Origin of the sequence: Streptomyces asoensis (genome assembly GCF_016860545.1) — a bacterium.
Taxonomy (GTDB): domain Bacteria; phylum Actinomycetota; class Actinomycetes; order Streptomycetales; family Streptomycetaceae; genus Streptomyces; species Streptomyces asoensis.
Genome location: NZ_BNEB01000003.1, coordinates 1,834,623 through 1,847,902, shown reverse-complemented (window position 1 = coordinate 1,847,902; position 13,280 = coordinate 1,834,623). Strand labels below are relative to the sequence as shown.

Below are 13,280 nucleotides of genomic sequence, written 5' to 3'. Positions count from 1 at the left end.
CCCCGCCACTCGTGATCAGCTTTCCACGCTCCGAAGAGCAGTACTTACAGCCCGAGATGACTGAGAATGCCGAATAATCAACGTTCCACCCATGAGCAACCAGCATCGAACATTCGCCGATGTACTGGCCTCTGACCTCACCCCGAAAGGATCGGTAAGAAGTGCTCCTTAGAAAGGAGGTGATCCAGCCGCACCTTCCGGTACGGCTACCTTGTTACGACTTCGTCCCAATCGCCAGTCCCACCTTCGACAGCTCCCTCCCACAAGGGGTTGGGCCACCGGCTTCGGGTGTTACCGACTTTCGTGACGTGACGGGCGGTGTGTACAAGGCCCGGGAACGTATTCACCGCAGCAATGCTGATCTGCGATTACTAGCAACTCCGACTTCATGGGGTCGAGTTGCAGACCCCAATCCGAACTGAGACCGGCTTTTTGAGATTCGCTCCACCTCACGGTTTCGCAGCTCTTTGTACCGGCCATTGTAGCACGTGTGCAGCCCAAGACATAAGGGGCATGATGACTTGACGTCGTCCCCACCTTCCTCCGAGTTGACCCCGGCAGTCTCCTGTGAGTCCCCATCACCCCGAAGGGCATGCTGGCAACACAGAACAAGGGTTGCGCTCGTTGCGGGACTTAACCCAACATCTCACGACACGAGCTGACGACAGCCATGCACCACCTGTACACCGACCACAAGGGGGGCACTATCTCTAATGCTTTCCGGTGTATGTCAAGCCTTGGTAAGGTTCTTCGCGTTGCGTCGAATTAAGCCACATGCTCCGCTGCTTGTGCGGGCCCCCGTCAATTCCTTTGAGTTTTAGCCTTGCGGCCGTACTCCCCAGGCGGGGAACTTAATGCGTTAGCTGCGGCACCGACGACGTGGAATGTCGCCAACACCTAGTTCCCACCGTTTACGGCGTGGACTACCAGGGTATCTAATCCTGTTCGCTCCCCACGCTTTCGCTCCTCAGCGTCAGTAATGGCCCAGAGATCCGCCTTCGCCACCGGTGTTCCTCCTGATATCTGCGCATTTCACCGCTACACCAGGAATTCCGATCTCCCCTACCACACTCTAGTCTGCCCGTATCGAATGCAGACCCGGGGTTAAGCCCCGGGCTTTCACATCCGACGCGACAGACCGCCTACGAGCTCTTTACGCCCAATAATTCCGGACAACGCTTGCGCCCTACGTATTACCGCGGCTGCTGGCACGTAGTTAGCCGGCGCTTCTTCTGCAGGTACCGTCACTTTCGCTTCTTCCCTGCTGAAAGAGGTTTACAACCCGAAGGCCGTCATCCCTCACGCGGCGTCGCTGCATCAGGCTTTCGCCCATTGTGCAATATTCCCCACTGCTGCCTCCCGTAGGAGTCTGGGCCGTGTCTCAGTCCCAGTGTGGCCGGTCGCCCTCTCAGGCCGGCTACCCGTCGTCGCCTTGGTGAGCCATTACCTCACCAACAAGCTGATAGGCCGCGGGCTCATCCTTCACCGCCGGAGCTTTCGACCCCCACCCATGCGAGTGGAAGTGATATCCGGTATTAGACCCCGTTTCCAGGGCTTGTCCCAGAGTGAAGGGCAGATTGCCCACGTGTTACTCACCCGTTCGCCACTAATCCCCACCGAAGTGGTTCATCGTTCGACTTGCATGTGTTAAGCACGCCGCCAGCGTTCGTCCTGAGCCAGGATCAAACTCTCCGTGAATGTTTACCGGTAATCCGGTGCACACACACGAGAGCGGAACAGCCAGGCGGAATAAGCCCGGCCGTTCACAGCGTCCTCGCTGTGTTTATTTCAAAGGAACCTCATCCTCGGCTATCACTGCCGGGGACGGGGTATCAACATATCTGGCGTTGATTTTTGGCACGCTGTTGAGTTCTCAAGGAACGGACGCTTCCTTTGTACTCACCCGAACTTCTTCGGGCTTTCCTCCGGGCGCTTCCCTTCGGTCTTGCGTTTCCGACTCTATCAGATCTTTTCTCGACCCGATTTCCTCGGTGCTTTCCAGGTTCTCGCTTTCGCGTTTCCCTTTCCGGCGGTTCCGACTCTATCAGATCCTTTCGGGCCTGATTCCCAGTCAGAGGGGGCTTGTCTTCCCGGCTGTTGGGCCGTTCCGACGAGTGAGACTTTAGCGGATTCCCTGGCCCCGAAGCCAATCGGGGCTGCGTCCTTTCGAACGCGGATTCCTCATTTCGCGAATACACATGCCGACGACACGACGGCAGACGAATCGACTGCGCGTCGAGAAGTGGTGGGTACTGCGGAATGGCTGCCCGGGGACCGACCGGAGTCGGCGCTCACGTCGGACAACTCGGAGAACACTACGTATCGGGCCGGGGTGTGTCAACCCATGTCCCCGCGGCAGCCTCCGGGCGTACTCTGGCGCCCATGACTACGCGTACGTGCACCCAGCTGTGGTGGGCCGCCTGACGGCGGCCGTACTCACGTATGTACCCAACGGCCGCCGCTTCGGCGGCCGTTCTCGTTTCTCCCTCCAGGGATGCAGGGGGTCGGCCGGCCGGAACGGCGGTCTCGACCAGGAGGTGGAGAGATGAAGCGGGTCTTCAGCGGGGTCAAGCCGACCGGGCATCTGACGCTGGGGAACTACCTGGGCGCCCTGCGGCGGTGGGCCGAGGTGGACCAGCACCGGGCCGACGCGCTGTTCTGCGTCGTCGATCTGCACGCGCTGACCGTGGACCACGATCCGGCGAGGGTGCGCCGGCTCAGCCGGCAGGCGGCGACGCTGCTGCTGGCGGCGGGACTGGATCCCCGGTCGTGCACCGTGTTCGTACAGAGCCATGTGGACGAGCACGCGCGGCTGTCGTACCTGCTGGAGTGCGTGGCCACGGACGGCGAGATGCGGCGGATGATCCAGTACCGGGAGAAATCCGCGCGCGAGCGGGAGCGCGGCGGCAGTGTGCGGCTCTCCCTGCTGACCTATCCGGTGCTGATGGCGGCGGACATCCTGGCCTACGGGACCGACGAGGTGCCGGTGGGTGACGACCAGACCCAGCACGTCGAACTGACCCGGGACCTGGCGGTGCGGTTCAACCAGCGGTACGGGCACACCTTCGTCGTGCCGCGGGCCACGCATCCGCCGGTGGCGGCGCGGGTGATGAACCTCCAGACGCCGACGTCCAAGATGGGCAAGAGCGACGACTCCGGGCCGGGCATCGTCTACCTGCTGGACGAGCCGGAGGCCGTACGCAAGAAGGTCATGCGGGCCGTCACCGACAGCGGGCGGGAGGTCGTGTACGACCGGGAGGAGCGGCCCGGGCTCGCCAACCTCCTGGAGATCCTCGCGGCGTGCACGGGCGGGGACCCGGAGGCGCTGGCCGGTGCGTACGGGTCGTACGGGGCCCTGAAGAAGGACACGGCCGACGCGGTCGTCGAGGTGCTGCGGCCCGTGCAGGCCCGGCACCGGGAGCTGGCCGCCGATCCCGTCGAGGTGGAGCGGGTGCTGCGGGACGGGGCGGAGAAGGCCCGGGCGATGGCACGGCCGGTCGTGGACCGTGCCTACCGCGCGATCGGCCTGCTCGCGCCGGCTGCGGAGGCGGCCGCGGATCCGGTGCCGAACGCGGCCCGGTAGGCGCGGGGGCTGGTGGCGAGGCGCGAGGCGAAGTGCTGGCGCATCGTGACCTCGCTGCCGAAGCCGGAGCGCCTGGCCACTTCGGGCATCGGCAGGTCGGTGCGCTCCAGGAGCTTCTGGGCCGCGGCGATGCGCTGGTCGAGGAGCCAGCGCAGGGGTGTGGTGCCGGTCGCGGCGGTGAAGTGGCGGGCGAAGCTGCGGGGGGACATGCCCGCGTGCGCGGCCAGGCCGGCCACGGTGAGCGGTTCGTGCAGGTGGCGCAGGGCGTGCTCGCGTACGGCGGCGAGGGTGTCGGCGTCGCGGTCCGTGTGCGGGGTGGGGTGCTCGATGAACTGGGCCTGCGTGCCGGTGCGGAAGGGGGCGGTGACCATCGAGCGGGCGATGGTCGCGGCCGCTTCGGCGCCGTGGGAGCGGCGGACCAGGTGGAGGCAGAGGTCGATGCCGGCCGCGGTGCCCGCGGCGGTCCAGATGTTGTCGTCCTCGATGAAGAGGGCGTCGGGGACGACGGTGACCCGGGGGTGGCGGGTGCGCAGGAGGTCGATCAGGCCCCAGTGGGTGATCGCCCGGCGGTTGTCGAGGAGCCCCGCCTCGGCGAGGGTGAAGGCGCCGCCGCACAGGGCCGCGAGGGTGGTGCCCCGGGCGTGGGCGCGGCGCAGGGCGTCCAGGACGGGGGCGGGCGCGGGGGTGAGGTGGTCGTCCAGGCCGGGGACCAGGATCAGGTCGGCCCGGGAGAGCCAGTCCAGGGTGCGGTCGGGGTGGAGCGCGAGGCCGCCGCGCATCGGGACGGGAGCGCTGTCGGTGGCGGTGCGGCGCAGGTCGAAGGCCGGGGCGCCGCGAGGCGTGCGGTCGGTGCCCCAGACCTCGGTGATCACGGAGACGTCGAAGGCGCGGATGCCGGGGAAGGCGACGAGGGCGACCCGGTACGCAGGCTTCATGGGTGGCAGTAAACCATCGATCGATGTCTTTCGGCCCTCTGGGGCGCGGGTGTCCGCGGCGGCAGGATCGACGGCATGGAGATAGCGGAGAACGCAGCGCTGGTGGTCGTCGACGTGCAGAAGGGCTTCGAGGAGCTGGACTTCTGGGGGGTGCGCAACAACCCCGGGGCCGATGACAACATCGCCGCCCTGATCGACGTGTGGCAGGGGTCGGGGCGGCCCGTCGTGTTCGTGCGGCACGACTCGGTGAATCCCGGGTCGCCGTTGCGGCGGGGGTACGAAGGGAACGGGTTCAAGGAGTACGTGGAGGAGCGGCGGGGGAAGGGCGCGGGCGCCGAGCTGCTCCTCACGAAGACCGTGAACTCGGCGTTCCTCGGGACGCCGGACCTGGGGTCCTGGCTGACGGACCGGGGGATCGCGCAGATCGTGGTGGCCGGGATCCAGACGAACATGTGCGCGGAGACGACGGCGCGGATGGGCGGGAACCTCGGGTACGACGTGCTGTTCGCGTTCGACGCGACGTACACCTTCGGCCTGGAGGGTCCGTTCGGCTGGCGGCGGAGCGCGGAGGAGCTCGCGCAGGCTTCGGCGGTGTCCCTGCACGGGGGCGGGTTCGCCCGGGTGGTGACCACGAAGGAGATCGTGGACGCGGCCGGCGGCTGAACCCGCTCCCCCGGCCGTGCCCCGCGTCTTCCCTGGCGGGGGTCAGTCCTTCTTGCCGGAGGCCAGTTCTCGACTGCGGTCGCGGGCGGCCTCGAGGGCGGCGATGAGTGCGGCCCGCACGCCGTGGTTCTCGAGCTCGCGGATGGCGTTGATGGTGGTGCCGGCGGGGGACGTGACGTTCTCGCGGAGCTTGACCGGGTGCTCGCCGCTGTCGCGGAGCATGGTCGCGGCGCCGATCGCGGACTGGACGATGAGGTCGTGCGCCTTGTCGCGGGGCAGGCCTAGCAGGATCCCGGCGTCCGTCATGGCCTCGACCAGGTAGAAGAAGTACGCGGGGCCGGAGCCGGAGAGCGCGGTGCAGGCGTCCTGCTGGGACTCGGGGACGCGCAGGGTCTTGCCGACGGCGCCGAAGATCTCCTCGGTGTGGGCGAGGTGGGCGGCGGTCGCGTGGGTGCCGGCCGAGATGACGGACATCGCCTCGTCGACGAGGGCGGGCGTGTTCGTCATGACGCGGACGACCGGCGTGCCGGTGGCGAGGCGCTCCTCGATGGAGGCGGTGGTGATGCCCGCGGCTCCGCTGATGACCAGGCGGTCGGCGGGGACGTGCGGGGCGAGCTCGTCGAGGAGCGTGCTCATGTCCTGCGGCTTGACCGTGAGGATCAGGGTGTCCGCGGTCTTGGCGGCTTCGGCGTTGCCGACCGGGGTGACGCCGTGGCGGCTGCGGAGTTCCTCGGCCCGTTCCGGGCGGCGGGCGGTGACCAGGAGGTCGGCCGGAGGCCAGCCGCCCCGGATCATGCCGCTGAGGAGGGCTTCGCCGATCTTGCCGGTGCCGAGGACTGCGACTTTCTGGGTCATGGCTGAGGGGTCCTCCGGAAGGGGTGCGTCGTCCGTGGTCATCCTCGCACCGGCGGTGCCGTCCGGGTCCGGATGTCCGGTGGGCGGACGGGCCCGGAGGTCACGCCGTACGGCGTCGCAGGGTCGCCGCTCCCAGGCACAGGACCAGCAGGGCGCAGCCGCCGACGATGAGGACGTCCCGTACGAAGGTGGCCGTCATGTCGGTATGGGTGAGGACCTCGTTCATGCCGTCGACCGCGTACGACATGGGCAGGACGTCGGAGACGGCCTCCAGGGCGGGGTGCATGGTGTCGCGCGGGGCGAAGAGCCCGCACAGGAGCAGCTGGGGGAAGATCACCGCCGGCATGAACTGGACCGCCTGGAACTCCGAGGACGCGAAGGCCGAGACGAACAGGCCGAGTGCGGTGCCGAGCAGGGCGTCGAGGAGGGCGACCAGGAGCAGGAGCCAGGGGCTGCCGGTGACGTCCAGGTCGAGGAACCACACCGCGAGGCCGGTGGCCAGGGCCGACTGGACGACCGCGAGGATGCCGAAGGCGAGCGCGTAGCCGGCGATGAGGTCGCCTTTGCCCAGGGGCATGGCGAGGAGGCGTTCGAGGGTGCCCGAGGTGCGTTCGCGCAGGGTGGCGATGGAGGTGACCAGGAACATCGTGATGAGCGGGAAGATGCCCAGGAGGGACGCGCCGATGTTGTCGAAGGTGCGCGGGCTGCCGTCGAAGACGTAGCGGAGCAGGAACAGCATCACGCAGGGGATCAGGATCATCAGGGCGATGGTGCGGGGGTCGTGGCGCAGCTGGCGCAGGACCCTCGCCGCGGTGGCGGTGGTGCGGGAGGGGCTCAGCGGGCCGGTGGGACGCGGGTCGGGTGTGAGGGCGGGCGCGGGGGCGGGGGTGCGCGCGGGGGGCGTGCGGGTGCTCATCGGGTCGTCTCCTTCGTACGGGTCTCCTCGGGGCCGGTCTTCCGTGGGCCGGCCCCCTTCGTGCGGGCCGCTTCCGCCGCCTCGTCCACCAGGTGCAGGAAGGCCGACTCGACCGTGTCGGCGCCGGTGCGGGTGCGCAGGGCCTCGGGCGTGGCGTCGGCGAGGAGCTCGCCCTCGCGCATGAGCAGGAGGCGGTGGCAGCGCTCGGCCTCGTCCATGACGTGGGAGGAGACGAGCAGGGTCGCGCCCCGGTCCGCGGCGATGTCGTGGAAGAGGTTCCACAGGTCGCGGCGGAGCACCGGGTCCAGGCCGACGGTCGGCTCGTCGAGGACCAGGAGCTCGGGCGTGCCCAGCAGGGCCACGGCCAGGGAGACGCGGTTGCGCTGGCCGCCGGAGAGGTTGCCGGCGAGGGCGTCGGCGTGGGTGGTGAGGTCCACGTCGGCGATGGCCCGGGTGACGTTCTCGTGGCGGCGGTCCGCGGCCGCGCGGCCCGGGTCGAGGATCGCCGCGAAGTAGTCGAGGTTCTGGCGGATCGTCAGGTCGTCGTAGACGGACGGGGCCTGGGTGACGTAGCCGATCCGGGTGCGCAGGGCGGGGTGGCCGGCGGGGCGGCCCAGGACGTCGAGGGTGCCGGTGACCTTGGCCTGGGTGCCCACGATCGAGCGCATGAGGGTCGACTTGCCGCAGCCGGAGGGGCCGAGGAGGCCCGTGATCTGGCCGCGGGGGACGGTGAAGTCGAGGGAGCGCAGGACCGTGCGGGGGCCTCGGGCGACGGTGAGGCCCTCGGCCCGTACGGCGGGGGCGGGCGAACCGTCGGGCGGGCCGGCGGGTGAGGCCTGGTCCCCCGCCCCCTCGCCGGGCGGGCGGGAGCCGTCATTGAAATTCATCATGTGATGAATAATGCTCGGCACGGGGTGGGCCGTCAAGTGCCGCGGCGGCGGGAGGGGCGGGGGGCGCGGGGGCGGTCGGTCGGGGGCCGGGGTGCGGTGGGGTCAGGGGCGGGGGGCGAGGAGGAGTTCGACGTCGTAGGTCTCCTCGACGGTGCCGTCCGGGAAGGCGCGCAGGAGGTGTTCGCGCTCCCGGGCGAGGAAGGTCCTGCTCGCCTCCTCGTCCTGGACCAGGAAGGCGGAATGGCTGCCGATGTTCGCCAGGTGCGTGTCGACCGGGACGCGCCGGCTCCAGCGGACCCGGCGGCGGACGCAGGCCAGACGGCCGGCCAGGCCGTGGGCGGCCCGGTCGGTGCCGCCGGTCTTCTCCGCGGCGGGGTCGACCCCCAGGTGCTCGTGGATACGGTCCGACTGCGCGGCGATCCACGGCACGTCGCCGGCGTCGGTGTTCCACCACAGCGCCAGCGCGCCGCCCGGACGCAGCACGCGCAGCGCCTCCGGCACCGAGCGGGCCGGGTCGGTCCAGTGCCAGGACTGGGCGTAGGTGAGGAGATCGAGGGAGCCCGCGGCCAGCGGGAGGTGGTTGCCGTCGCCCCGGACGATCGGCACGTCGGGCAGGGTGCGGCGGAACTGTGCGGCCATGCCGTCCCCCGGCTCGACGGCGACGACCTCGGCGCCGCGTGCGTGCAGGAGGGCGGTCGCCAGGCCGGTGCCCGCCCCGACGTCCGCGACCCGGGCGCCGGCGAGGGGGCGGCCCGTGAGGTCCTCGATCATGTCGAGGAGGGCCGCCGGGTAGGAGGGGCGGTTGGCGGCGTACTGGGCCGCGGCGGCGTCGAAGGAACGGGCTCGGACGCTGGACGGGGCGATGCGCGAGGAAGAAGTCATCCGCCCATGCTGTCCGGCCCGGGACGGACGGGGAACGGACGGGGCGGGGATTCGGGGGCGTCGGGCGCGGGCGCGGGTCCGCCGGTCACGGTGACGGCCGGACGCAGGCGCGCCGGTCACGGCGACGGCGGGTCGTGCAGACCACCGGGCGCCGCGACGACCGGGCTCGGCGACGACCGGGCTCGGGCGCGTCGGACAGACGACGGTCGGACGCGGGCGCGTCGGTCGTGGTGACCACTGGACGCAGGCACGGGCGGCTCGGGCAGGCTGGCCGTGACCGGCGGACGGGCACGGTCGGCGGACGGGCACGGTCGGTCGTGAGCGCGGCCGGGCCGCAGGCACGGCGGGTCCCAGACACCACCGGTCGCCGGGACGGTGAGGTCCCGGGCTCAGCCGATCTCGGGCACGCCGGGCACGGGCAGACCACGTCGCAGGCGCGACCGCGCACGATCGGCTGCCGGCCCGGGCAGACCGCAGGCGGGAGGGGTCGGCCGCGCACCCCGGGCACGGCGACGCTCGGGCGCGGGCACGGTCCGGCCGCGGGCACGCCGGATCGGCGACGGGCGGGCGGGGTCAGTTGCGGCGGCGCTTCTTCGACGGGTTGCCGGTGCGGCGGGTGGACCGGCGTTCGTACTGGCGGAGCGCCGCTTCGTGCTCCGCACGGTGGAGTTTCTCGCCGGGCGCCTCGGTGAAGGTGCGGAAGAAGTAGGCGAGCAGCGAACCGACGAAGCCGACAGCCAGCAGGCCGCGCAGGGAGGCCTGGCGGTCCGGGTCGGGGCGCTTGGCGAAGCTCTCCCAGGTGTGCCGGAAGGCGAGTGCGGTGCAGATCGTGAACATCACGACGACCAGGAGGGTCACGAAACCGCCGAGTCCCGCGATCGCGATCCCCTGGTAGGCGAAGCGCAGGACGAAGCAGGAGCCGACGACGGCGCCGAGGGAGCCGACGGCCGCGGCGGCGCGGCGGGCCGCGTAACCCTGGAGGCCGGGGTCGTGGTCCACCCAGGTGGTGCCGAAGAAACGGAGCGGTTCCGGTCGGGGCCCGGTGCCGGGGGCTTCCGCCCGGCCCGCGGCGGCCGCTTCGGCGCGGGGCTCCGCCGGTTCGGCGGCAGGGGTGCCCCGGGAGCCCGCCGAAGTGTCCCGGGTGCCGTTTTCGTCGCTCACGGGACGATTATGGCTCCGCCCGGGGACGGTCCGGCGGGTGGGGCGCCCGCGGGCCACCCGGAAACGGCCCCCGGGTCACCCTGAGGCCGAGCCGAGCCAAGCCGTGCACGCCCCGTCCGCCCGGGCCTGGCTCGCCCCCGGGTCGCCCGGACCAGGAAACGGCCCCGGGTCATCCCGAGGCCGCCCGCCCGTGCGCCCCGTGCGCTCAGCTCGGGCTCACGTCCACGGCGTCCGGACTCGGGCCGACGCCCCAGGCGCCCGCGCTCGGGCTCACGGCGTGGGCTCACCGGATCGGGCTCACGGCGTGGGCCCGATCCGGCCTCACGGCTCGGGCTCAGGACGGCCCCGGGGCCGTACCCCCCCCCCGATTCCCCGGCCCGGACGGACCGCACCCCCGGACTCGCGGCCCCAGGGCCGCACCCCCGGACTCGCAGGCCTGGGACGCGCAGTCCCAGGACCACGCCCCCGGACTCGCCGGCCCGGACGGGCGGCGCCGGGATCCGGTGTCCCCGGGACCGAACGGCCCGGGGACACCGGATCATCGCCCGCGACGCCCATCACGCCGGCCACGCCAGCCCCGCCGGCCACAAGCCACGACCGCGGGCCCCCGCGCCCTCAGGCGCAGCGGGACGTCACATAGCCGTCGCTGCCCGTCCGGACGTACGAGTCCGAGACGAACTGGCCGTCGGCGATGTTGTCCCAGATGTTCGTCGTGCCGTACGGGCCGGTCACCGAGGTGCCCGGGGTCTGGCAGTAGATCGGGACCTTGGCGCCCTCGGCCAGGACCCTGACGACCGGGTATCCGGTACCGGGGCCGCTGCGGACGTTCAGCCGGACGCCCGGCGCTATCGGGTAGTAGGTGAGAGCCGCCGCCGTCGTGACGGCCTCCGCCGTCCCCCCGCTCGCGACCTCTTCGACACGGTCCACCGACATGAAAAAACCTCCCCCGTTCCACCCCATGACTGCCATGGGGCCACGTTGATTCCCTCAAAACACGCAATGAAACACATGTACATGATTCGCACACGAGGCTGGCAAGCCGCCTCGGTCCCGTAACCGTCATCGACTAGGCTCCGTGCGTCGCGCGCGCGGTTGAACAGCACGGGGGTGGTCCATGACGCCACAGCGCAACACCGGAGCGGGCGCGGAAGCGGAACTTCCCGAGTACGCCGGTCACTACCGCCTTCAGGAGCGCCTGGGTTCCGGCGGGATGGGCGTGGTGCACCTGGCCCGGAGCACCTCCGGGATGAAGGTCGCGGTGAAGGTCGTACACGCCCAGTTCGCCCTGGATCCCGAGTTCAGGGGCCGGTTCCGGCAGGAGGTGGCCGCCGCCCGGCGGGTGAGCGGGGCGTTCACCGCGCCCGTCGTCGACGCCGACCCGGAGGCCGAACGGCCGTGGATGGCGACCCTGTTCATCCCGGGACCGACCCTCGCCGAACAGGTCAAGCGGAACGGCCCCCTGCGCACGGGTGAGTTGCGGCGGCTGATGGCCGGACTCGCCGAGGCGCTGCGGGACATCCACCGGGTCGGGGTCGTGCACCGGGATCTCAAGCCGAGCAACGTGCTGCTCGCCGAGGACGGGCCGAAGGTCATCGACTTCGGCATCTCCCGGCCGAAGGACAGCGAACTGCGCACCGAGACAGGCAAGCTGATCGGCACGCCGCCGTTCATGGCGCCGGAGCAGTTCCGCCGGCCCCGGGAGGTGGGGCCGGCCGCCGACGTCTTCGCGCTCGGGTCGGTGATGGTGCACGCGGCGACCGGGCGCGGGCCGTTCGACTCCGACAGCCCGTACGTCGTCGCCTACCAGGTCGTGCACGACGACCCGGATCTGACCGGTGTGCCGGAGAACCTGGCGCCGCTGGTGGTGCGTTGTCTGGCCAAGGAGCCGGAGGACCGGCCCACGCCGGACGAGTTGATGCGTGAACTGCGGTCGGTGGCCGCCTCCTACGACACGCAGGCGTTCATACCGTCTCAGCGGGTGCTGGAGGAGGAGACCGGCGCGGGGCACGCCGCCGCCGCGGAGGCGTCCGGGGCCAAGAGGTCCCTGGGGCGGAAGGGCGCGGCGGAGCGGTCCGGGGCGCAGGGGTCCGGGGCGGAGCCTTCGGCACCGGAGTCCGGCCGGGCACCGGGTCCCGGGCCGGAGCGCGGGGGCCGGCGCCGGTGGGTGCTTGCGGCGGCCGGTGTCCTGTCCGCCGTCCTCGCGGGCGGCGCGGTCCTCGCCGTCCAGGGACCCGGCGCGCAGGACCCGGGCAAGGGCGCGCGCAACCGTGCGGGCGGCTCGTCGTCCGCCGCCGCCTTCACCCCGTGGAGCGTGCGGCCGGCGAAGAGCGCGACCGGCGCCGCCGCGGGCACCGGTGCGGCCGGCCTGCCCCTGTGCACGTACGACGCGCGACGGCTGCTCTGCGCCCAGTCGGGGCTGGTGTCGGCGCTGGACGCGGCCGACGGGCGGGTGCTGTGGCGGCACGCGCTCACCGACGACGACCGGCCGGTCGGGGCGCCGGTGCCGTCGGGCGGTCTGGCCCAGGTGATCACGCACTCGGGCCGACGGCTGGAGGCGCTCGACCCGGCGTCGGGCGCCACGCGCTGGCAGCGCGACCTGTCGGCCTTCCCGGGCGTCAGGACCGTCGGCGGCACCGTGCTGCTCACCGGGACCGACGGCCGGGTGACCGGGGTGGACGCGGCCACCGGCAGGTCCTCGTGGACCCGGCGGATCCCGGGGCTGGGCCAGCCGTACTTCGTGTCGTTCCCGCAGGACCCGCTGGCGTACGCGCAGAGCACGACGCCGGACGGGCGCACCCGGATCACGGCCGTGGACCCCGCGACCGGGAAGGTGCGCTGGGACGAACGGCTCGCCGGGACGCTGGATCTCGTCGGCACCACGGACGGCAGCCTCGTCCTGCTGTCCCGCGACGACGACCGCGGCACGGTCGACGCCGTGGTCCGCTACCGGCCGCGGGACAAGGCGGAGCGGCGGGTGAGGCTGGGCTTCGCGCTCCAGGAGCCGCAGACCACCGTGCACGGGGACCGGGTCTACCTGCTGGCCTTCGACGGATCGCTCGCGGCCGTCGACCTGGCCGGGGGCAAGCAGGTGTGGTCGCTCCAGACGGCCGTGAGCCGGGGCTCGGCTCCGGCCGCGGACGGCCGGCGCGTCTACTTCAGCGCCGCCGACGGGCGGCTGCTCGCCGTCGACGCCGCGAAGGGCAAGCTGCTCGGGCAGACGGCGCTGCGGCTCGGCGCCGACTCGGACAAGGTGGTCGCGACGCTGCCCGCGCCCGAGGCGGTCGACGGCCTGGTGTACGCCGCGGCTCCCGACGGGACCGTCTTCGCGGTCGACGGAGGAGACCCGGCCGGCTGGTGACGGCGGCCCGCGGCGAGAGACGCGCGGAGGGCCGCCC

Annotated in this window: 10 protein-coding genes and 1 rRNA gene; 3 read left to right on the top strand and 8 right to left on the bottom strand. The window is 71.5% G+C overall.

Features of this window, described 5'->3' with window-relative positions; translation table 11 throughout:
• Positions 1-172: 172 nt before the first annotated feature.
• Positions 173-1,698, bottom strand: a 16S ribosomal RNA gene (locus Saso_RS20905).
• A gap of 847 nt (positions 1,699-2,545) precedes the next feature.
• On the opposite strand from Saso_RS20905, the gene trpS reads away from it, so the two are divergent.
• Positions 2,546-3,583 (top strand): tryptophan--tRNA ligase, encoded by a 1,038-nt coding sequence (gene trpS / locus Saso_RS20900; RefSeq protein ID WP_189926877.1) that lies wholly within the window; start codon positions 2,546-2,548, stop codon positions 3,581-3,583.
• On the opposite strand, the gene Saso_RS20895 is transcribed toward trpS, so the two are convergent.
• Positions 3,511-4,518: a GlxA family transcriptional regulator gene (locus Saso_RS20895; protein WP_189926879.1), complete on the bottom strand. Its 1,008-nt coding sequence runs from the start codon at positions 4,516-4,518 to the stop codon at positions 3,511-3,513. The two genes, trpS and Saso_RS20895, sit on opposite strands and share 73 nt — an antisense overlap.
• Positions 4,519-4,593: 75 nt before the next feature.
• Between Saso_RS20895 and Saso_RS20890 the strand changes: the two genes are divergently transcribed.
• Complete coding sequence (locus Saso_RS20890; RefSeq protein WP_189926881.1) at positions 4,594-5,181, top strand: cysteine hydrolase family protein; 588 nt, start codon at positions 4,594-4,596, stop codon at positions 5,179-5,181.
• Between the two features lie 42 nt (positions 5,182-5,223).
• On the opposite strand, the gene proC is transcribed toward Saso_RS20890, so the two are convergent.
• The 6 genes from proC to Saso_RS20860 all read right to left on the bottom strand — a co-directional run bounded on the left by proC (position 5,224) and on the right by Saso_RS20860 (position 10,818).
• A complete protein-coding gene (proC, locus tag Saso_RS20885; RefSeq protein WP_189926883.1) occupies positions 5,224-6,036 on the bottom strand; it encodes a pyrroline-5-carboxylate reductase in 813 nt (270 codons plus the stop codon).
• A 100-nt stretch (positions 6,037-6,136) separates the two neighbouring features.
• Positions 6,137-6,952, bottom strand: coding sequence for an ABC transporter permease (locus Saso_RS20880; protein WP_189926885.1), 816 nt, complete (start codon positions 6,950-6,952; stop codon positions 6,137-6,139).
• Entirely contained in the window at positions 6,949-7,842 is an 894-nt protein-coding gene (locus tag Saso_RS20875; RefSeq protein ID WP_189926887.1) for an ABC transporter ATP-binding protein, read from the bottom strand. Before Saso_RS20875 ends, Saso_RS20880 begins: the two co-directional genes overlap by 4 nt.
• A 102-nt stretch (positions 7,843-7,944) precedes the next feature.
• Positions 7,945-8,724 carry a class I SAM-dependent methyltransferase gene (locus Saso_RS20870; protein WP_189926889.1) on the bottom strand — a complete coding sequence of 260 codons (780 nt, stop codon included), beginning with the start codon at positions 8,722-8,724 and terminating at the stop codon, positions 7,945-7,947.
• A 573-nt stretch (positions 8,725-9,297) separates the two neighbouring features.
• Positions 9,298-9,885, bottom strand: a complete 588-nt coding sequence (locus tag Saso_RS20865) for an EamA/RhaT family transporter (protein ID WP_189926891.1) — start codon at positions 9,883-9,885, stop codon at positions 9,298-9,300.
• Between the two features lie 615 nt (positions 9,886-10,500).
• On the bottom strand, positions 10,501-10,818 hold the full coding sequence (locus tag Saso_RS20860) for an SH3 domain-containing protein (protein WP_189926893.1): 318 nt from the start codon (positions 10,816-10,818) through the stop codon (positions 10,501-10,503).
• Between the two features lie 181 nt (positions 10,819-10,999).
• Here Saso_RS20860 and Saso_RS20855 point away from each other — a divergent pair, with 181 nt between their 5' ends.
• Positions 11,000-13,243 (top strand): serine/threonine-protein kinase, encoded by a 2,244-nt coding sequence (locus Saso_RS20855; RefSeq protein WP_189926895.1) that lies wholly within the window; start codon positions 11,000-11,002, stop codon positions 13,241-13,243.
• Positions 13,244-13,280: the final 37 nt, after the last annotated feature.